This is a genomic window from Mannheimia glucosida (genome assembly GCF_046267875.1).
Classification (GTDB): domain Bacteria; phylum Pseudomonadota; class Gammaproteobacteria; order Enterobacterales; family Pasteurellaceae; genus Mannheimia; species Mannheimia glucosida.
In genome coordinates this window covers 1806471-1825607 of record NZ_CP176502.1, presented here as the reverse complement: position 1 = coordinate 1825607, position 19137 = coordinate 1806471, and the positions used below count along the sequence as shown (strand labels likewise).

At 38.7% G+C, this 19137-nt stretch carries 20 protein-coding genes and 1 tRNA gene; 15 read left to right on the top strand and 6 right to left on the bottom strand.

What is annotated here, in order from left to right; all coding sequences use genetic code 11:
- The first annotated feature begins 124 nt into the window (after positions 1–124).
- The 7 genes from ACJ7Z2_RS08765 to ACJ7Z2_RS08735 all read left to right on the top strand — a co-directional run bounded on the left by ACJ7Z2_RS08765 (position 125) and on the right by ACJ7Z2_RS08735 (position 5557).
- Entirely contained in the window at positions 125–973 is an 849-nt protein-coding gene (locus ACJ7Z2_RS08765) for an OmpA family protein (RefSeq protein WP_126302725.1), read from the top strand.
- Positions 974–1060: 87 nt separating this feature from the next.
- Complete coding sequence (locus ACJ7Z2_RS08760) at positions 1061–1879, top strand: pyridoxal phosphatase (RefSeq protein WP_409500034.1); 819 nt, start codon at positions 1061–1063, stop codon at positions 1877–1879.
- 2 nt (positions 1880–1881) lie between these two features.
- The gene (gene narQ / locus ACJ7Z2_RS08755) at positions 1882–3573 is read left to right on the top strand and encodes a nitrate/nitrite two-component system sensor histidine kinase NarQ (RefSeq protein ID WP_409500033.1); all 1692 of its coding nucleotides are present in this window, start codon (positions 1882–1884) and stop codon (positions 3571–3573) included.
- Positions 3574–3623: 50 nt separating this feature from the next.
- Positions 3624–4142 (top strand): N-acetyltransferase family protein, encoded by a 519-nt coding sequence (locus ACJ7Z2_RS08750; RefSeq protein WP_409500032.1) that lies wholly within the window; start codon positions 3624–3626, stop codon positions 4140–4142.
- 42 nt (positions 4143–4184) lie between these two features.
- Entirely contained in the window at positions 4185–4784 is a 600-nt protein-coding gene (gene rdgB, locus ACJ7Z2_RS08745) for an RdgB/HAM1 family non-canonical purine NTP pyrophosphatase (RefSeq protein WP_409500031.1), read from the top strand.
- Positions 4781–5101, top strand: coding sequence for a YbjQ family protein (locus ACJ7Z2_RS08740; RefSeq protein WP_006249153.1), 321 nt, complete (start codon positions 4781–4783; stop codon positions 5099–5101). The genes rdgB and ACJ7Z2_RS08740 overlap by 4 nt, the downstream gene beginning before the upstream one ends.
- A gap of 3 nt (positions 5102–5104) precedes the next feature.
- The gene (locus ACJ7Z2_RS08735; protein WP_154704404.1) at positions 5105–5557 is read left to right on the top strand and encodes a YcgN family cysteine cluster protein; all 453 of its coding nucleotides are present in this window, start codon (positions 5105–5107) and stop codon (positions 5555–5557) included.
- 40 nt (positions 5558–5597) lie between these two features.
- Here the strand turns inward: ACJ7Z2_RS08735 and lpcA are convergent, their stop codons facing one another.
- On the bottom strand, positions 5598–6179 hold the full coding sequence (gene lpcA, locus ACJ7Z2_RS08730; RefSeq protein ID WP_006249151.1) for a D-sedoheptulose 7-phosphate isomerase: 582 nt from the start codon (positions 6177–6179) through the stop codon (positions 5598–5600).
- A 308-nt stretch (positions 6180–6487) separates the two neighbouring features.
- Here lpcA and ACJ7Z2_RS08725 point away from each other — a divergent pair, with 308 nt between their 5' ends.
- The 5 genes from ACJ7Z2_RS08725 to ACJ7Z2_RS08705 all read left to right on the top strand — a co-directional run bounded on the left by ACJ7Z2_RS08725 (position 6488) and on the right by ACJ7Z2_RS08705 (position 12162).
- Positions 6488–7447, top strand: coding sequence for a sigma 54-interacting transcriptional regulator (locus ACJ7Z2_RS08725; protein ID WP_409500030.1), 960 nt, complete (start codon positions 6488–6490; stop codon positions 7445–7447).
- Positions 7440–9191, top strand: a complete 1752-nt coding sequence (locus ACJ7Z2_RS08720) for an ABC transporter substrate-binding protein (RefSeq protein ID WP_154704402.1) — start codon at positions 7440–7442, stop codon at positions 9189–9191. The genes ACJ7Z2_RS08725 and ACJ7Z2_RS08720 overlap by 8 nt, the downstream gene beginning before the upstream one ends.
- A 2-nt stretch (positions 9192–9193) precedes the next feature.
- Positions 9194–10159, top strand: a complete 966-nt coding sequence (locus tag ACJ7Z2_RS08715) for an ABC transporter permease (RefSeq protein ID WP_006248207.1) — start codon at positions 9194–9196, stop codon at positions 10157–10159.
- The gene (locus ACJ7Z2_RS08710) at positions 10146–11039 is read left to right on the top strand and encodes an ABC transporter permease subunit (protein WP_409500029.1); all 894 of its coding nucleotides are present in this window, start codon (positions 10146–10148) and stop codon (positions 11037–11039) included. The genes ACJ7Z2_RS08715 and ACJ7Z2_RS08710 overlap by 14 nt, the downstream gene beginning before the upstream one ends.
- A gap of 70 nt (positions 11040–11109) precedes the next feature.
- Positions 11110–12162, top strand: a complete 1053-nt coding sequence (locus ACJ7Z2_RS08705) for an oligopeptide/dipeptide ABC transporter ATP-binding protein (protein ID WP_021279297.1) — start codon at positions 11110–11112, stop codon at positions 12160–12162.
- 8 nt (positions 12163–12170) lie between these two features.
- Here the strand turns inward: ACJ7Z2_RS08705 and ACJ7Z2_RS08700 are convergent, their stop codons facing one another.
- Positions 12171–12401, bottom strand: coding sequence for a YceK/YidQ family lipoprotein (locus ACJ7Z2_RS08700; RefSeq protein ID WP_409501132.1), 231 nt, complete (start codon positions 12399–12401; stop codon positions 12171–12173).
- Between the two features lie 129 nt (positions 12402–12530).
- On the opposite strand from ACJ7Z2_RS08700, the gene leuB reads away from it, so the two are divergent.
- The gene (leuB, locus tag ACJ7Z2_RS08695) at positions 12531–13613 is read left to right on the top strand and encodes a 3-isopropylmalate dehydrogenase (RefSeq protein WP_409500028.1); all 1083 of its coding nucleotides are present in this window, start codon (positions 12531–12533) and stop codon (positions 13611–13613) included.
- 85 nt (positions 13614–13698) lie between these two features.
- Here leuB and msrB read toward each other — a convergent pair whose 3' ends face one another.
- Positions 13699–14094, bottom strand: a complete 396-nt coding sequence (msrB, locus tag ACJ7Z2_RS08690; RefSeq protein WP_409500027.1) for a peptide-methionine (R)-S-oxide reductase MsrB — start codon at positions 14092–14094, stop codon at positions 13699–13701.
- 224 nt (positions 14095–14318) lie between these two features.
- Here msrB and gap point away from each other — a divergent pair, with 224 nt between their 5' ends.
- A complete protein-coding gene (gene gap, locus ACJ7Z2_RS08685) occupies positions 14319–15323 on the top strand; it encodes a type I glyceraldehyde-3-phosphate dehydrogenase (RefSeq protein WP_006248201.1) in 1005 nt (334 codons plus the stop codon).
- A gap of 335 nt (positions 15324–15658) precedes the next feature.
- On the opposite strand, the gene ACJ7Z2_RS08680 is transcribed toward gap, so the two are convergent.
- The 3 genes from ACJ7Z2_RS08680 to ACJ7Z2_RS08670 form a co-directional block, all read right to left on the bottom strand.
- A tRNA-Val gene (locus ACJ7Z2_RS08680) sits at positions 15659–15735 on the bottom strand.
- A 63-nt stretch (positions 15736–15798) separates the two neighbouring features.
- Entirely contained in the window at positions 15799–16611 is an 813-nt protein-coding gene (gene apaH / locus ACJ7Z2_RS08675) for a bis(5'-nucleosyl)-tetraphosphatase (symmetrical) ApaH (protein WP_409500026.1), read from the bottom strand.
- A 91-nt stretch (positions 16612–16702) separates the two neighbouring features.
- On the bottom strand, positions 16703–18679 hold the full coding sequence (locus tag ACJ7Z2_RS08670; protein WP_409500025.1) for an exoribonuclease II: 1977 nt from the start codon (positions 18677–18679) through the stop codon (positions 16703–16705).
- A gap of 158 nt (positions 18680–18837) precedes the next feature.
- Between ACJ7Z2_RS08670 and ACJ7Z2_RS08665 the strand changes: the two genes are divergently transcribed.
- Positions 18838–19116 carry a Bor family protein gene (locus ACJ7Z2_RS08665; RefSeq protein ID WP_006248149.1) on the top strand — a complete coding sequence of 93 codons (279 nt, stop codon included), beginning with the start codon at positions 18838–18840 and terminating at the stop codon, positions 19114–19116.
- Positions 19117–19137 lie beyond the last annotated feature (21 nt).

The window sequence follows — 19137 nt, the reverse complement described above, 5'->3', positions numbered from 1 at the left end:
TGTTATTTTACGTAAATTTAATAGAATTAATTATATTTGTATTGTAGAATCCGTCCGAATGCGACTTTAATAGGTTGTGAAGCTATTTTTTATATAGATTACTATAAGGAAACTTAATATGAAAATGGAAAAAAAAGCCCTTTTCCGTGGATTTTTATTATCGACAGTGGCATTAGCAGTGGCTGCTTGTGGTAACTTAAGTAAAGTGAGTGATGAAGGAACAACTGAAAACCCGGTATTCCCGAAAATCTCAGAATCTGAATTTAACCACGATGGTTCACAATTTGGTTCATGGCCAAACTGGGAAAACGTTCGTCAAATTGAAAAAGGGATGAACAAAGATCAATTATATAATCTAATTGGTCGTCCTCATTTCGAAGAAGGCTTATATGGTGTTCGTGAATGGGACTATGCATTCAATTACCGTGAAAACGGCGTACATAAAATTTGCCAATTTAAAATTTTATTCGATAAAAATATGAATGCACAAAGTTTCTTCTGGTATCCAAATGGATGTAATGGAAACTCATCATTTACTTTAACTGGCGATTTCTTATTCGATTTCGATAAAGCGACTTTAACTACAAAAGGTAAAGAAGTTGTTGATAATGTTGCTCAACAATTAAAAGCATCTAAAGCACAACAAGTTAAAGTAGCAGGTTATACAGACCGTTTAGGCTCTGCTGCTTATAACTTAGACCTATCACAGCGTCGTTCTAATACAGTTAAAGCTCGTTTAGTACAACAAGGCGTTACAGCACAAATTGAAGCGGTAGGTTATGGTAAAGCGAATCAAGTAAAAGCTTGTGATGGTGAAACTGGTCAAGCATTAAAAGATTGTTTACGCCCTAACCGTCGTGTTGAAATTTCTGCAAATGGTGGTGTAATGAAACAAAATGAAGGTGGCAATGTTGCAGGTCCTAATGGTCCGGCTCCACTTTATCAAACCCCAGCATATGATGGCAGTAAATAATTTCTAGTTTTGACTAACTTAGAGTAGAATATTAAGGCAACCAAATGGTTGCCTTTTCTTTTATCTATTTATTTATAGGGGAATACTATGAACTACCAAGCTATTGCATTTGATTTAGACGGAACACTACTTTCATCGAACGCAACAATTTTAGAATCCAGTAAAGAGGCTATTAAAAAGGTAAGAGAAAAGGGAATTAAAGTCTACTTTGTTACCGGTAGGCACCATACTGCGGTTCGCCCTTATTATGTAGAACTAGGGCTGGATACGCCAGTTGTGTGTTGCAATGGCACTTATGTGTATGATTTTAAAAATGAAAAAGTATTAAGCGGTAATCCGTTATCAGCAGAAATTGCTTCAAAATTAGTTAATGATGCACAAGCTCAAGGGATTCATACTGCTGTTTATTTTGAAGATGCAATGACTTATGAGTCTTTGAATATTCACTTCACTAAATTCCAAAAATGGGTTGAGTCTTGCGCACCAGAAGTTCGTCCGAATGTTTATCAGGTAGAAAATTTCCAACAAGAAATTGATAAAGGTGTAACCGTATGGAAAGTGCTTATTAGCGATCCAGATCTTGCCAAAATGCAAAAATTTGTCGAAAAATTACCGCTTGATCAAGTAAGCCCGGAATGGTCTTGGGTTGATAGGGTTGACATTACCAGTGTTGGTAACAGCAAAGGTGCAAGATTAGCGGAAGTATTAAAAACAGAAGGTATTGATTTACAAAAGGTGATTGCCTTTGGCGATAATTTCAATGATGTTTCTATGCTAGAAACCGTTGGATTAGGTATTGCAATGGGAAATTCAGAACCAGATATTCAGCAAAAAGCGAAGAAAACTATAGGTTCAAATAATGAAGATAGTATTGCTAATGAATTGAAAGCTCAATTTAATCTTTAATTATGATAAAAGCAAAATACTCTATTGCTAGACGGATAGGACTCTATTTTTTAATTATGATCGGATTTGCTTCGATTATCAGTGGAATCTCACTTGGTATTATGTGGAGCAATAAATCTGATGCGAGCCTGATTAATGTTTCAGGCTCACTTCGTATGCAAAGTTATCGATTGTTATCAGAAATGGATTCAAAAAAAGCACTGCTACCTGAGCGATTGTTGGAATATCATCGAACGCTACATGCTACAGAGCTTAGTTCATTAAAGCAAAGTGTTTTATTGCCAGATAGCGTGATAGAAAGCTATCAACAATTACTTAAAGATTGGTATGAAATGCAATCTTATGTCGCTCAGGGAGATAAAGTTAATTATGCTTCACACATTGAAGATTATGTGCAGAGAGTTGATGATTTTGTTTTCCGTTTACAAGAGTTCGCTGAGTTAAAATTAAAGATTGCAACAGGCGTGATTGCGATTGCAATGTTACTGATTATTGCCCTTGCTTATATTGGCGTTTGGTATACTCGAAAAAAGATTATTGGACCTTTAAGGCAATTGGTAAAAGCGAGTTGGCAAATTCAAAATAAAGATTTTGACCACGTAAAATTAGCGGTTAATGAACCCAATGAATTAGGGCTACTTTCCTCTACTTTTACTGATATGTCTAATGAATTATTAAAATTATATACTTCATTAGAAGATAAAGTTCAGGATAAAACACGTCGTCTATTGGCGGTAAATCGTTCTTTACTGGTATTATATCAATGCTCTCAATTATTAACTGCTAAACCGATTAATAAAGAAGTGTTAAATCAAGTACTTAAAACTGTATTTGATAATGAACATTTGCTAGGGATTGATTTACAAGTGTATGGGGCTGAATATTGGAATGTATCAATAGACAATAAACCAAGTTTAGATTGGGTTTCTGCTGAAATTGCAATAGAAAATGAAAAACTGGGTGTCTTAAGCTGGAAACCCTCACTGGTTTGTCCAGATGAACGATTGATCCAAAATGTGTCGGAAATGATTGGTCGTAGCCTTTATGTAGTGCAGATGCAAAAGCAACAGCAACAATTGGTACTCATGGAGGAGCGTGCAATTATTGCTCGTGAATTACACGATTCCTTAGCCCAGTCTCTTACGTTTTTCAAAATTCAGGTTAGCCTGCTTAAGCTTGCTAAAACAGATGAAAAGCGTAATGAAATTTTAACTGTATTTGAAAAAGCGTTAAATGATGCTTACAGCCAATTAAGAGAGCTGTTGACAACATTTAGGCTAACGATTCAAGAAGCGAATTTACAACAAGCGTTAGAAAAAATTTTAGAAAGCTTAAGACCGAAAACCTCAGCACAGATTCGCTTAAGTTGCAAATTACCTTCGCATATGTTTAATGCTCAGCAGCAAGTTCACGTATTGCAAATTGTACGAGAAGCTGTGATTAATGCTATTAAGCATTCGCAAGCCACTGAAATTAATGTGATTGCTGAAACAAATGATGATGGTGAGCATTGTTTGATTATTCAAGATAACGGCGTAGGGCTTGCTGCCCATACGCAACCAGAAGGGCATTATGGACTGACGATTATGCAAGAACGGGCGGCTGAACTCAAAGCCGAATTTTCGATTGAAAATGTGGAAAGTGGCGGAGTAAAAGTACAGGTTTTATTGCCGAGTATGATTAGCAAGCGGTAATAAAATATTAATTTTTTGCATATTATTGGCAACGAATAAAAGGATAACAAATGGAATTCCGAAAAGCAGTAGAAGCGGATTTTGAGACAATATTGGCAATTTATAATCAAGCAATTCCCACTCACCAAATTACCGCCGATTTAGAATTGGTAACTACGCAAAATCGGCGGAAGTGGTTCGATTTTCACCTTGAAACAGCCCAATATCCTATTTGGGTGGTCGAAGATGAAAAAGGCATTGCTGGCTGGTTTAGTTTTTCACCATTTTATGAAAGACCGGCATTTTTACATACTTCGGAAATCAGTATCTATTTAGATCACGATGCCAAAGGTAAAGGTTACGGCTCAAAAATTATTGAGTTTATGCAAGCTGAAATGCTTAATCACAATATTCATACGTTGATGGCGTATGTGTTTGAATTAAATACAGTGAGCCAAAATCTAATGAGAAAACACGGCTTTGAACAATGGGGAAGATTTCCTAATATTGCTAATATGGGAAAAGATGAGAAAGGTGAGGATAAATGGCGAACGTTGCTGATGATGTCTTACCAAAAAGGTATCGAATAACAAGCGGTGATTTTTTAGAATATTTTTGCAAATAAGGACAATATGGAAAAGACAAAAATTGTACTTGCAACAAGTAATGCAGGTAAAGTTAAAGAAATGGCAGATGTACTCTCACAATTTGGTTTTGATGTGGTGGCTCAAAGTGAATTTGGCATTGAATCACCGGAAGAAACCGGATTGACTTTTGTCGAAAATGCACTGATTAAAGCACGTTTTGCCGCTAAAATGACAGGTTTACCGGCGATTGCTGATGATTCAGGTTTGTCGGTTGTGGCACTTGGTGGTGAACCGGGGCTATATTCTGCACGTTATGCTGGGGAGCAGGCAACCGATGCGGATAATCGTCAAAAATTACTAGCCAAAATGCAAGGGCAAGAGAATCGTCTGGCGAAATTTGTCAGTTGTATCGTGTTTTTAAAACACGAAACTGACCCGACACCTTATATTGCGTTGGGTGAATGTTTTGGTGAAATTTTGACGGAAGAAAGAGGTGAAAATGGTTTCGGCTACGATTCCCTGTTTTTCTACCCATCGAAAGCTTGCACTTTTGCAGAATTAGAAACCAAAGAGAAAAAAGCGATTTCACACCGTGCAATCGCCCTAGAGCAATTAAAACAGCAGTTAGCAGGAGAGAATAAATGATTATTACAACTACACCCACGATAGAGGGTAAACAAATTGTAGAATACAAAGGGTTAGTATTTGGCGAAGTAGTTTCTGGGGCTAATTTTATCCGTGATTTCTTAGCAGGCATCACTGATATTATTGGCGGACGTTCAGGCGCTTATGAAAGCAAACTGAACGGTGCAAGAAAAGAGGCATTAGCTGAATTAGCTAAAGAGGCACAAAAAGTGGGGGCAAATGCGGTGGTTGGCGTTTCTATGGAGTATCAATCAATGGGCGGCGATAAAGGAATGTTCATCGTGGTAGCGACTGGTACTGCGGTTGTAATACGTTAATTTATGCAGTTTGAACAACACTTTGAAGCAAATTTCTGGCAGAAAAAATCGCTACTTGAAATGAATGATGCTGAATGGGAAGCATTATGTGATGGTTGTGGTAAGTGCTGCTACCGGAAATATATTCAGGGAAGAGGGCGGCGTGAACGGCTTTACTATACCTCGGTTGCCTGTAATTTATTAGATGTGAATACAGGCCGTTGTATGAATTACTCGAACCGTTTTAAAATTGAGTCGGATTGTACAAAATTAACTAAAAAGAACTTACCTGATTTTGGCTGGTTGCCAAAAACCTGTGCTTATCGTTTACTTTATGAAGGAAAGCCTCTTTTTGATTGGCACCCTTTAATCTCTAAAGATCCTGATTCTGTAAAAAATGCCGGAATGCTGATTGCTAACGGTATTCACGAAAAAGATGTGATTGATTGGTTTGAGTTTGTTATTGATGAAGTATGAGAAAAAGGCGTTTGGTGCAAACGCCTTTTTGTTATAGAGATTAGGCTTTTTCCATCTCAAATTCAATTAACATCATCAAAATATGAATCACTTTAATGTGAATTTCTTGGATGCGGTCTGCGTAACGGAAATGAGGTACTCGGATTTCCACATCGGCTAATCCTGCCATTTGCCCGCCATCTTTGCCGGTCATTGCAATCACTTTCATGCCTTTTTCTTTGGCAACTTTGATCGCATTTAACACATTTTTAGAGTTACCAGAGGTTGATAGACCAAAGAGTACATCGCCTTTTTGCCCAACTGCCTCTAGATAACGAGAGAAGACATATTCATAACCGAAGTCATTACTTACACAGCTTAAATGGCTGACATCGGAAATAGCGATTGCCGGGTATCCGGGACGGTTTTCACGGTAACGACCCGTTAATTCTTCGGCAAAGTGCATCGCATCACAATGCGAACCGCCATTACCGCAAGAAATCACCTTACCACCTTGCTTGAAACTATTTGCAATCAGCATGGCGGCATCTTGAATTAATTTAATATTTTTTTCATCAGACATAAATTTGTCTAATACATCTGCAGCTTCTTGAAGCTCAGCTTTAATTTGTTCTAAATACATCATTTGCTCCTTTGTTTGCAAAACGCATACCTTTAAACATCGGCTTTACCAATGGGGGTAGCGAGTAAAAAATTCGTTTTTTATGACCGCTTGAGGCATAAAAAGTGCAATAAGTTTAGAAGATCTATGCTGTATTGTAAACCTAATAACTTAAATAATCTGAATAGGGTTGTAAACAAAAGTTTCCAAAAGAGAAAAATAGCGGTATGATCGCCTCACAATCCCTCTCGCATTGTTAACTCTAGTAGCTAATATCAGGCTTTAAGCGTATTAAACAATGCACAAATTTGCTATTTATAGGAGACTATATGGTCGTAAATCCAGAATCTTTTGAACAGATAATTGGACAATCTGTAAAGATAAAAGAGGTTGTTGAACAAGCAAAAAAATTTGCCAACCTTGATGCACCATTATTGATTCAAGGTGAGACGGGAACAGGAAAAGATTTATTTGCCAAATCTTGTCACCATTTTGGATCTCGTCGAATGCAAAAATTTATTGCCGTGAACTGTGCCGGTTTACCTGCTGAAGAAGCAGAATCGGAAATGTTCGGACATCGTGGCAATGGCGCTGAGTCCGTCGGTTTCTTTGAATATGCTCACGGTGGTACAGTATTATTAGACTCTATTTCTGAGTTATCGCTGGAAATGCAAGCCAAATTATTGCGCTTTTTAAATGATGGCTCTTTTCGTCGAGTGGGCGAAGATCAAGAGATTCAAGTCAATGTTAGGGTGATCTGTACTTCATTACAGCCTTTGTCATTATTAGTTGAACAAGGCAAAGTAAGAGAAGATCTGTTTCATCGTTTAAATGTTCTCACTTTAAATTTACCACCTTTGCGAGATCGAAAAGAGGATATTCCATTATTAGTTGATTACTTTATCGCCCAAATTAGCAATCAGTTGGGGGTGAGCAAATTAGAGTATGATAATGTTTTTTTGCAAGCATTGCAGAATTATCACTGGCGAGGCAACTTAAGAGAGCTTTATAACGCACTTTATCGAGCTTGTACACTTTCTCATAGCTACCGTTTAGCGGTAAAAGATCTTCATTTACCCAGAGATATGGAGGCGATGATTGAAGTACGTGAGGAGGCGACGCTTGAGGAAATGATGAGCCAGTATGAAGCCCAATTATTGCACCAATTTTATGCAGAATATCCGAGTACCCGAAAATTAGCACAACGGCTCGGACTTTCACATACTGCGGTGGCAAACAAATTGCGTCAATACGGGTTAACAAAAAATGGAAACAGTAAAGATGAATAAACTAGCGGTCATTTTTTCAGTATGTTTTGCAAATTTAGGGCTAAATTCGACCGCTTACGCAGCGCCAAGTATTCCTCAAGAGCTACTTGAAAATAGCCTTGTGTATTGCACGACTTCATCGGGATTCTCTTTTAACCCACAAAAATCTGATGTGAGTTCGAATATGAATGTGGTAACAGAGCAGATCTACGATAAATTGGTTGAGTTTAATCCGAAAAAAAATCGACTAGAGCCTGCTTTAGCTGAAAGTTATTCAATCAGCGACGATGGTTTAGTGATTACATTACGTTTAAGAAAAAATGTCGCTTTTCATACAACTCCATGGTTTACTCCGAGTCGTAAATTAAACGCAGAAGATGTGGTGTTTTCGCTAAAACGAATGATTGGTAAAGAAAGTGATTTACCTGAAGTGAAAAGTGAGCCTGAAAGTGCATTACACCACCAGCGACAAAGCTATATTTACCAAAAAACCGCGGGGCAGATTTATTTTCCTTATTTTGAAAGTGTTGATTTAGCGAATAAAATTGCCAGCATTCATTCTCCGTCAAATGACATTGTAAAAATTGAATTAGTCCGCCCTGATTCAGCATTGTTGGCGCATTTAGCCAGCCAATATGCAGTTATTCTGTCTAAAGAATATGCTTTACAGCTCAATGCAGATGATAACTTAGTTCAACTGGATTTGTTACCGGTAGGAACAGGCGTATATCAACTTGAAAGTTATGAAAATAATGATTATGTGCGTTTAAAACCAAATATGAACTACTGGGGCAAAAAAGCACATATTCAAAATATGGTCGTAGATTTTTCCACAGAAGCGACCGGCAGGATGGCAAAATTTTTAAATAATGAATGTGATGTGGTTGCTTTTCCGGAACCTAGCCAATTATCAGTGTTAAATAATCGGCAGCTTATTAGTAGTAAAGGTGCTAATTTGGTTTATTTAGCATTCAATATGCAACGGGGTATTGGGCAGGATTTGGCATTACGCCAACGTATTGCACGCGGCATAAATCGCAAACGTATTGCAGAGAAATTATTTTATGGTACAGGTGAAGTAGCGGATAACCTATTACCAACAGCTTTGTGGTCGAAAAAAAATAATGGAAGCTACCCTTATCAACCACACCAAAATTCAGGTGAGCAAGCGGTTGAAATGCATGACAGTATTATAAATCGGTCTTTAGATAGCAAAACAGAGACCGAAGAAGTAAACCAAAAACAGCGCTTAAAACTGTGGGTAATTGATGAAAAACGAGTTTATAATCAACACCCATTAAAAATGGCAGAAATGATACGTGCTGATTTAGCTACGCAAAATTTAGAGGTCGAGATTCGCGCAGTAAGTCGAGCTTATTTGGTGCAACAGCTTGCTAATAAAAGTGCGGATTATGATTTGATTTTAGGTGGTTGGTTAGCAAATAATCTTGATCCTAACAGTTTTTTGGAGGCCTTACTCAGTTGTAAAGCTGCGGAAACGGTGACTAATTTATCAAATTGGTGCAATGAAGATTTTGATTTTTGGTTACAAACAGCCCGTCTAAGTGATGATCCGGCATCAGCTAATTTATTGTATGAATTTGCACAAAAATTATTAGAAGAGCAATTGCCTATTCTCCCTTTAATGAATGCTAATCGTGTATTAGTCATAAAAGATGGAGTGAAACAGGCAGATATTTCCCCTTTCGGCCAGGTAAAATTATCAGAGTTACGTTTGGGCTTGGGGCATAAAAAAGGAAACTAATTATGCTGATTGTCTTTTTTCGAAAAATTTTTCTAACCTTGATTACGTTGATTTTTTTGTCACTTATCAGTTTTAATATTCTGTTACGAGATCCATTAAACCACTTAGCCGAGTTAGGCTGGTTTGAGGCTTATTGTTATTATGTAAAATCTCTGCTAAATGGTGATTTTGGTATTAGTTTCAGTAATGGAGAACCGCTCACAGCGCAAATTTTACAGGTGTTCCCGGCTACAATTACGCTTTGTTTATCGGCTCTCATTGTTTCTTTAATTATTGGTTTGCCTCTTGGTTTTTTTGCAGCTACTCAGCAAAAAAATATGGTTGGGCGATTATTAAATACACTAGGTTCATTGAGTTTAGCCGTGCCGGTATTTTGGCTGGCATTAGTGCTAATGTATTACGCTTCTCTCAATCAGTGGGAAGTGTCAGCAATTGGAGAAATCCATTCGCTTTATCCGAAACAGATGGTAACCGGCTTTTTGCTATTAGATATTTGGTTATCTGATGTACCTTATAAATTAAAAATGATGCAGAGTGCTTTACATCACTTAGCTTTGCCGACATTAGTCTTGGCTGTGCCAGCTACATTAGAAGTTATGCATATTACTCAAGCTAGAGCAGGTTATGTAATGAAACAAAATTACATTAAAATAGCGAAAACGCGTGGCTGGACACCGTTTAGAGTTTGGAGAACGCATATTATTTGTAATACTTTACCTGCATTATTACCTATGATTGCCCGTACCTTTATTTTAATTTTTGCCTTCGGTATGTTAATTGAGAACATATTTAGCTGGGGAGGAATTGGACGTTGGCTGATAAATGCCCTTGCTATTCAAGACTATAATGCGATTTCAGCGGGAGTAGTTGCAATCGGGGTGTTTGTGTTATTAGTAGATATGGTTACAGGCTTTGTGCGGGTGATGTTAGATCCATCAGATAAAAAGGATTGGTATGGCAGTTATTAAAGAACCCGAGCAATTCAGAGAAAGTAACGGATTTAAGACATTCTGGTTTTATTTTCAACAAGATAAGCTAGCACTTGGTAGTTTCTATCTTTTTTTACTCTTAGTAGCACTTATTTTTATGGGGAGCGTACTTGCGCCTTACAATTACAATCAACAATTTGTTGGTTTAGAATTAATGCCTCCCTCTTGGGACGACAAAGGTCAAATCAGCCATTTTTTAGGTACTGACGATTTAGGACGGGATATTTTAAGCCGTATTATGTATGGTTTTTACTACACGCTTGGTTCCGCACTGATGATTACCTTATTAATTGCGATTATCGGCGGTATGATCGGGATTTATGCCGGGCTGAAAAAAGGGCGTTCATTTTGGTTGATTAGCCATTTGTTCGATACCTTTTTATTTATGCCGATTTTATTGATTGCGATCATCATTGCAACCTTAATGGAAGCGAGTTTGGTCAATGCAATGTTGGCGATTTTTTTAGCGATGTTGCCGCATTTTATCCATAAAATTTATCAAGCAACCGAAAAACAACTCAAAAAAGAGTACATCATTACCTTAAAGCTAGACGGTGCAAGCCGCTGGTATTTAATTCGAGAAGTGATTATTCCTAATCTTACCGGCGTGGCAATTAAAGCACTTTCACATATTTTTGTGATCGCCATATTAGATATTAGTGCGTTAAGTTTTATTATGCTGGGGGCTAAAAGCCCGACCCCTGAATGGGGAGCGATGATTCGTGAATCCATGGAACTGATTTATATAGCTCCTTGGACGGTGATATTACCTGGCTTAGCAATTATTTTTAGTATTTTTACCGTTACAATACTTGGTACACGCTTAAGCGTGATTTTTGAAAAATACCGTAAAGAATAGTATTTAAATAGGATACTGACACATAACAAGCGGTCATTTTTAAGTAAAATTTTACAGATTAAGGAATAGTATGGCATTACTTGATATTCGCCATTTAAGTATTGAAATTGATACGCCAAAAGGCAGAGTAAAAATGGTGGATAACATCAACCTGACTGTTGATGAGGGCGAAATTTGTGGCTTGGTGGGAGAATCTGGTTCGGGAAAAAGCCTCATAGCCAAAGTGATTTGCGGTATGATTAAAGATGAATGGATTGTGAGTGCAGATCGCTTTCGCTTTGACGATATTGAATTACTGAAACTTTCGCCAGCGGAACGCCGAAAATTGGTAGGCGATCATATTTCAATGGTATTCCAAGATCCGCTTACTAGCCTTGACCCAAGCCAGCAAATTGGTAAACAACTGATGCAAACCATTCAATTTAGAGGGAAGTGGTGGCAACGATTTGGGTGGAAAAAGAAAAAAGCAATCGAGCTACTACACCGTGTTGGTATTCGTGATCATCAAGATATTATGAAAAGCTACCCAAGCGATATTACCGAAGGCGAAGCTCAGAAAGTGATGATTGCAATGGCGGTGGCAAATCAGCCCCGATTATTGGTGGCAGATGAGCCGACTAATATTATGGAATCAACCACGCAGTTGCAGGTTTATCGCTTGCTTTCCAGTATGAATCAGAATTTGGGAACCTCAATCTTGCTGGTGAGTAATGATATGCGTAGCATTCAAAATTGGGTGGATTCTTACAATGTGCTTTATTGTGGACAAACCGTTGAAATTGCGGATAAAGAGAGCATTCTGGAATCGTCTTACCACCCCTATACTCGAGTGTTACTCAATAGTTCACCGGATTTTTCTCAGCCTTTAGCCTTTAAAAGTAGCTTAAATACGCTACGAGGCTCAGTCCCGATGTTACAAGAAATGCCGATTGGTTGTCGTTTAGGCCCTCGTTGCCCTTTTGCACAAAAAAAATGTATCAACAAACCGCCATTAGTGAAAGTAAAACAGCACGAGTTTGCCTGCCATTTCCCAATTAACTTTAGAGAACAAAATTTGCTTAAAAATAAAACAGAAAATACGCCGTTTGTGGTGGCCGAAATAGCAGAAAAAGAGGCGTTTTAATGTGGTTATTATTGGCTAAGTGTAACGGGTAACATTAAAGTATCTAATACAAAGCTCAAGGGTAAATCGATCACTGCAAGCACTGCGAATATGCCTCCTCCTTGCATTGCTTGGAAATCTTTTATTACGCCGGCATAAACACGGTAATCCTGTTCAACCAAGCTTAGCACTGTGCCACAAGCGGTGAGGTTAAACATCAAATAGAGCAGAAAAATGAGTTTACAAGCGGTCAATTTCATCAAAAAATCTCCAAATACACTTTTATTCTACGCTATTTTTATCAGGTTGGCGGAAAATTCATTTTAAAAACAGCTATTTTCAGGCAGAATGTAGCCGAATCGACATTAAATATACTAAGAGGATCTTATATGCAAACTTACAACATTGCAGTGCTTGCCGGTGACGGCATTGGGCCGGAAGTGATGGCAGAAGCTATCAAAGTGCTTGAAGCGACTCAACAAAAATTTGGCTTTAAACTAAATTTTAATCAATATAACATTGGTGGAGCTGCGATTGATGCTCAAGGTAAAGCGTTACCCGAAAATACCTTAAAAGGCTGTGAAGAGGCAGATGCGATTTTGTTTGGCTCGGTAGGTGGCCCGAAATGGACGCATTTACCACCTGATGAGCAACCTGAACGAGGTTCGCTATTACCACTGCGTAAACATTTCTCGCTATTCTGTAATTTGCGCCCTGCTGCATTGTATCAAGGGCTGGAAAAATTCTGCCCATTGCGTGCCGATATTGCTGCTAAAGGTTTTGATATGGTGGTGGTACGGGAGTTAACCGGTGGCATCTATTTCGGTCAGCCGAAAGGCCGTGATGGTGAAGGTGCGCAAACGAGAGCGTTTGACACCGAAGTATACTACAAATATGAAATCGAGCGTATTGCCCGTGTGGCGTTTGAATCTGCAATGAAACGTAAAAAACACGTAACCTCTGTGGATAAAGCCAATGTGTTACAAAGCTCGATTTTATGGCGTGAAACCGTCACGGAAGTAGCTAAAGAGTTCCCAGAAGTCACGCTTGAACATATGTATATTGATAATGCGACAATGCAGCTAATCAAAGCACCTGAATCGTTCGATATTTTATTATGCTCAAACATCTTCGGTGATATCATTTCTGATGAGGCAGCGATGATTACAGGCTCTATGGGAATGTTGCCTTCAGCCAGCCTCAATGAACAAGGTTTCGGCTTATATGAACCGGCAGGCGGTTCAGCACCGGATATTGCTGGTAAAAATATTGCGAATCCGATTGCGCAAATTTTATCAGCCGCAATGATGTTGCGTTATAGCTTTAACTTAGGTGATGCTGCTGATGCGATTGAGACAGCGATCCAAAAAGCCCTTACCGATGGCTACCGTACCGCTGATTTAGCCGATGACAGCAAACCACTTTCTACCTCAGAAATGGGCGATATTATTGCGAAAAATATTCTCGCTTAAGGTTGAATCTGAATAGCACAAGCGGTCATTATTAGCTAAATTTTTGCAAATTTCTTGCTAATAATGACCGCTTGTTGATTAATAGCTAGCCATCAATCTCTTCGCCTGTTTCTTCCCACTTAAAATTCAATGCCACAGAATTAAGGCAAAAACGCAACCCCGTTGGTGGTGGGCCGTCCGGAAAAACGTGTCCCATATGCGAATCACAATTCCCACAACGAATTTCGATACGATGACGTCCTAAACTGTAATCATCTAAGTAACGTAGTGACGATTCTGAAATCGTTTGGTAAAAACTTGGCCAGCCACAACCAGCATCAAATTTAGTATCTGAGTGAAATAAATCGTGATGGCACCTGGCACAACGATAAATTCCTACCCGATGTTCATTCAAAAATTTTCCTGTAAACGGACGTTCCGTACCGTGGTTGATTAAAATATCAACTTGTTGTTCTGTCAGGGCGTGAATAGGTTTAATCATCAGCAATTCTCCTAAGATAGTAGCGAAGTCATTGTAGCTTTTTTTGACCTGAAAATCGTTATAAATTTCAAAATTTGACATAGATCACAAAAAATTTATCTGTTATATTGGAAGGGTTCTTTTGGCTTGTCAGGAAAGTGAAAAGATGTGCTATAATTCAAGCATCTTTAGTGTAGTACATAAAGAACAAATTTTGTTTAACTTTAATATAGGTAGAAAAATCTATGGCAATTAAAATTGGTATTAACGGCTTTGGCCGTATCGGTCGTATCGTTTTCCGTGCAGCACAACACCGTGATGACATCGAAGTGGTAGGTATCAACGACTTAATCGATGTTGATTATATGGCTTATATGCTGAAATATGATTCAACTCACGGTCGTTTTGACGGTACTGTTGAAGTTAAAGACGGTCAATTAGTAGTTAACGGTAAAGCGATCCGCGTAACAGCTGAGCGTGACCCAGCTAACTTAAAATGGAATGAGATCGGTGTTGATATCGCAGTTGAAGCAACAGGTTTATTCTTAGATGATGAAACTGCTCGCAAACACATCACCGCAGGTGCGAAGAAAGTTGTTTTAACCGGTCCGTCTAAAGATGCAACACCTATGTTCGTAAACGGCGTAAACTTTGATACTTACGCAGGTCAAGACATCGTATCTAACGCTTCTTGTACAACTAACTGTTTAGCACCATTAGCGAAAGTTATTCACGAAAAATTCGGTATCAAAGAAGGTTTAATGACAACTGTTCACGCAACTACTGCAACGCAAAAAACAGTAGATGGTCCATCAGCGAAAGACTGGCGTGGTGGTCGTGGCGCGTCACAAAACATCATTCCTTCATCAACAGGTGCAGCGAAAGCAGTAGGTAAAGTATTACCTGCATTAAACGGTAAATTAACCGGTATGGCTTTCCGTGTTCCAACCACTAACGTTTCTGTTGTTGATTTAACTGTAAACTTAGAAAAACCAGCAACTTATGCAGAAATCTGTGCTGAAATCAAACGTGCTTCAGAAAACGAAATGAAAGGCGTATTAGGCTACACAGAAGATGCAGTTGTTTCAACAGACTTCAACGGTGCAACTGAAACTTCAGTATTTGATGCAGCAGCAGGTATCGCATTAACTGATACTTTCGTTAAATTAGTATCTTGGTACGATAACGAAGTTGGCTACTCAAACAAAGTATTAGACTTAGTTGCTCACGTATATAACTACAAAGGTTAATTGCTAAGTTATATTTTAAATATAGAGCTAAATTCTGAATGGGATTTGGCTCTTTTATTGCGAACAATAAATTGAAGATAGTTTCCGTTTTCCTGTAAGATTATTTCCTACAAATAGAGACTAAGTACAATTAGGAAAATTCTCTTGCTTTTTGCTGTGTATTTTGTGTAAAAGAATATTATTAGAGGCTACAAACGATTAATAAATATCAAGTTTCCTATGAAAAATAATGTTTTTATTAATGCCATATTGCACTTTGAGAGATGATTTAACTTATTGATTTATAAGTATAGTAAGATTAAAGCCTGAATGGGGATATTCAGGCTTAAAAATAATGGTGCGACTAGCTGGACTCGAACCAGTGACCCCCACCATGTCAAGGTGGTGCTCTAACCAACTGAGCTATAGTCGCGTTAACGGTGTGCATTCTATTGGAAAAAGGAACTTAGTGCAATATGCTTTTGGTCGAGTGCTTTTATTTTAGACGCTTTTGGGTAAAAATTTGTTTATCTTCCCAACGGAGCATTGTTAAATAGCTTCCCCAAGCACAGCCGGTATCAAGGGCATAGATGTTTGGGCGAGTGCATTTGCCCATTAGGCTTGCCCAGTGACCAAAGATAATGTTTTTCTGTGTAAATAACGGATTATCCAAGTCAAACCAAGCCAGCAGTTCTTGAGGGGCTTGTTCAAGCGGTAATTTACACTCAAAATCTAACCGCTTGTCGGTGTAGCAAAATCGCATACGGGTAAACACATTGATGATATAACGCCAGCGTTCAACACCTTGCAAATCTTCACTCCAGCGTTCGGGCTTATTCTCATACATTTGGCCGATGTAGTCCGCATAATGATCACTTTGTAGCACCTTTTCTGCCTCTTTGGCACAAGCTAGCATAGTTGCCAAATCCCACTCAGGGCCGATTCCTGCGTGAGCGAGCAAAAATTGATGTTTGGGGTGATGAATTACAAGCGGTTGATTTCTGAGCCAATTTTGCAAATCGAGCCGATCTTTAGCCTCAAAAATAGCATCAACCTTATCATTTGGTTTTACCCGTTTGATGCCAAGCATTGTGGCAAGCAAGTGTAAATCGTGATTGCCTAGCACAGTTTTGGCATTGTTTGCAGAGTCTTTCACAAAACGTAAACAGGCTAAAGAGTCCTCACCACGGGCGACTAAATCCCCGGTTAAAAAGAGTTCGTCTTGCTTGGGGTTATAATTGACTTTTTCTAATAAAAGCTGAAATTCTTGGAAACAGCCGTGCAAATCACCCACAATATAAGTTGCCATTGTTTCTCCTTTGTTCCCCTAAAGTTATAAACAAGCGGTTATATTTTAGAGAAAATTTGCAAAATCTCATCAAAATATAACCGCTTGAAATTTAAATGATATTTCCTACGATTGAGCGGGTTTCTAAGCGTACTTCGGTGAGTTTCACTTTCACCGCTTGCCCGATCTGATAGGCTTTTTCACCTTTAATATAAAGTGCAAGTTCTTCTTGGCGGTATTCCATTTCCTCTTTGTTGTCGTGCAAGCTGGAGAATGGCACAAAAATTTGAGCACCGTTTTTTATGACTTTCGCACGCAAGCCACCACGGGAAACATCTGCAATTTCGCACTCAAATTCGACCGCTTGTTCCACCATTGGGGCAAGATAGCGGGCGTAAAGCCAGTCGGCAATATCACGTTCTACTAAACGGTTTTGACGGCGAGCCTCTTGTAAACGGCTTAATATTGATTCTTCCACCGCTTGGCTTTGTTTGCCCAGTAATACTTGTTTGATTAAACGGTGATTTACCATATCGCCATATTTACGGATGGGTGATGTCCAAGTGGCGTAATCGGTAATGCCTAGCCCGAAATGTGGGGCAACTTCGGCTTTAAATTCAGCAAAAGTTAAATAACGGCGTAACCGTAATTCTAAGAATTTCTCCGGAAAGTCTTGAATATCACGCTGCATTTTGCAATAGCCTTCTAAGGTGGCTAAACGTTCGGAAGAGTAGCGTTCGGCAAGCTCATCACGATTGTCATCGTTGGCTAAGGTTTGGAGTAAAAATGATTTTACCAATTCATAATTTTTCGGATCAAAACCTGAATGGGTATTGAATACACCGGTTTTGGCGTGCTGGCTCAAGAATTTCGCACAACAAATATTGGCAAGAATCATTGACTCTTCGATCATTTGATTCGCAATACGGCGATATTCAACGTGAATATCTTTTACCGAGCCATCTTCATTTAACTCAAAGGCATAATCGCCTTGTTCTTTGAATAGCAACGCATTCTCAGCACGCCATTGAATACGGGCTTGAGTAAATTGATGTAACCATTCGATTTGTTGTTTTGTTTCTTCAGACTGAGGTTGCCACGCATTTTCCACGCCTTCGAGATAATCGGAAACATCGTCGTAAGCCAAGCGATCTTTTGATTCGACCCAAGCAGAGGTAAAGGTTGTCTCTTTAATGAGATTGCCGTTTAAATCGGTTTCAATAAAGCCAACGAGGGCAGGGCGTTTTTCATTCGGGACAAGCGAACAGAGATCGTCTGAGAGTTCTCGAGGTAACATTGGAATGTTAAAGCCCGGCAAATAGTTGGTGAAACAACGCTGGCGAGCGGCTTTTTCAATATGGGAATTTTCTGGGATATAAGCGGTTGGGTCAGCAATCGCTACTACTAAACGCCAGCCGGTTTGCTTGCCATTTTGCTTAATTGGTTCGATGAACAGAGCATCGTCCATATCTTGCGTGCTTGGGCTGTCAATAGTGGTAAAGTAAAGATGAGATAAATCTTCACGAGCTAATTCATCGTGTAATTCATAGTTTTTTTCATTTGCGACCGGTTCACGAGGCTGTTCGTGGCGGGCAAGTGTGACCCACCAAGGGGCAAAATTATCAGATTCTTTACAGATAAATTGGGTAACTTGAGCAAAGAAAAAACGGTCGTCACGCAATGGGTGCGTTTTTAATTGTGCAACCACCCAGTCGCCATTTTCTAATTTTTCAGTGACTTTTTTATGGGTATTTGCCGGGATAGTTTGCTTAATGCTTGGGTGATCAACCGCAAGTTGCAATTTGCCCTCTTTATTCAAGCGAACTTGGGCAATAAATCTATCCAGCATTGGCTCAAGTAGTGAATCAATTTCTACCTGTTCTTTGTCGCCATCACGTTTGACTACGGCTTTTACCTTATCACCGTGCATTACTTTTTTCATTTCCGCAGGTGGAATAAAATAGCTTTTTTTATCGCATTCTAAAAAACCGAAGGCTTTGTCTGAGGCTTTTACCGTACCTTCGACATACTCTTTACTTGCCTCGATTTGCTGTTTGAGTTGAGCTAAAAGGGGATTGTTTTGAAACATAATTTCTCATTTTAAAAATAAAAAAAGGTGCTATCGTTGCACCGAAAAAACAATGGCATTATAACGGATTTGAACCAAGTTCAGCAAATAAATGCTGTTGCTATAACTTATAAAGGTTAGTAGAATATAATCCATTTAAAAATAATGGAGACTTTTCAATGAAAAAATTACTTGCAATTGCAACAGTATTTTCTTTAGCAGCCTGTTCGACTCAAACACTTGAACTATCTCCTGCCAAGGAAGCTCAATATGATCGTGTTCAACACTTCTTTGTTTCAGGGCTTGCTCAAAAACAAGAGATAGATGCGGCAAAAATTTGTAATGGTGCAGATAAGGTAGGTAAGGTAGAAACTGAAACTACTTTCTTTAATGGCTTGTTAGGTACAATTACTTATGGTATCTATTCACCTCGCCAAATCCGTGTATATTGTAACTAATCCTAGTAATTTAAGGAGTTT

Coding starts and splice junctions, on each gene's coding strand:
- narQ (WP_409500033.1), top strand. CDS start 1,882: ATGATAAAAGCAAAATACTCTATTGCTAGACGGATAGGACTCTATTTT.
- ACJ7Z2_RS08765 (WP_126302725.1), top strand. CDS start 125: ATGGAAAAAAAAGCCCTTTTCCGTGGATTTTTATTATCGACAGTGGCA.
- msrB (WP_409500027.1), bottom strand. CDS start 14,094: ATGATTAAACCTATTCACGCCCTGACAGAACAACAAGTTGATATTTTA.
- ACJ7Z2_RS08720 (WP_154704402.1), top strand. CDS start 7,440: ATGAATAAACTAGCGGTCATTTTTTCAGTATGTTTTGCAAATTTAGGG.
- apaH (WP_409500026.1), bottom strand. CDS start 16,611: ATGGCAACTTATATTGTGGGTGATTTGCACGGCTGTTTCCAAGAATTT.
- ACJ7Z2_RS08670 (WP_409500025.1), bottom strand. CDS start 18,679: ATGTTTCAAAACAATCCCCTTTTAGCTCAACTCAAACAGCAAATCGAG.
- rdgB (WP_409500031.1), top strand. CDS start 4,185: ATGGAAAAGACAAAAATTGTACTTGCAACAAGTAATGCAGGTAAAGTT.
- ACJ7Z2_RS08735 (WP_154704404.1), top strand. CDS start 5,105: ATGCAGTTTGAACAACACTTTGAAGCAAATTTCTGGCAGAAAAAATCG.
- ACJ7Z2_RS08725 (WP_409500030.1), top strand. CDS start 6,488: ATGGTCGTAAATCCAGAATCTTTTGAACAGATAATTGGACAATCTGTA.
- ACJ7Z2_RS08740 (WP_006249153.1), top strand. CDS start 4,781: ATGATTATTACAACTACACCCACGATAGAGGGTAAACAAATTGTAGAA.
- ACJ7Z2_RS08710 (WP_409500029.1), top strand. CDS start 10,146: ATGGCAGTTATTAAAGAACCCGAGCAATTCAGAGAAAGTAACGGATTT.
- ACJ7Z2_RS08700 (WP_409501132.1), bottom strand. CDS start 12,401: ATGAAATTGACCGCTTGTAAACTCATTTTTCTGCTCTATTTGATGTTT.
- lpcA (WP_006249151.1), bottom strand. CDS start 6,179: ATGTATTTAGAACAAATTAAAGCTGAGCTTCAAGAAGCTGCAGATGTA.
- ACJ7Z2_RS08750 (WP_409500032.1), top strand. CDS start 3,624: ATGGAATTCCGAAAAGCAGTAGAAGCGGATTTTGAGACAATATTGGCA.
- leuB (WP_409500028.1), top strand. CDS start 12,531: ATGCAAACTTACAACATTGCAGTGCTTGCCGGTGACGGCATTGGGCCG.
- ACJ7Z2_RS08760 (WP_409500034.1), top strand. CDS start 1,061: ATGAACTACCAAGCTATTGCATTTGATTTAGACGGAACACTACTTTCA.
- ACJ7Z2_RS08715 (WP_006248207.1), top strand. CDS start 9,194: ATGCTGATTGTCTTTTTTCGAAAAATTTTTCTAACCTTGATTACGTTG.
- ACJ7Z2_RS08665 (WP_006248149.1), top strand. CDS start 18,838: ATGAAAAAATTACTTGCAATTGCAACAGTATTTTCTTTAGCAGCCTGT.
- ACJ7Z2_RS08705 (WP_021279297.1), top strand. CDS start 11,110: ATGGCATTACTTGATATTCGCCATTTAAGTATTGAAATTGATACGCCA.
- gap (WP_006248201.1), top strand. CDS start 14,319: ATGGCAATTAAAATTGGTATTAACGGCTTTGGCCGTATCGGTCGTATC.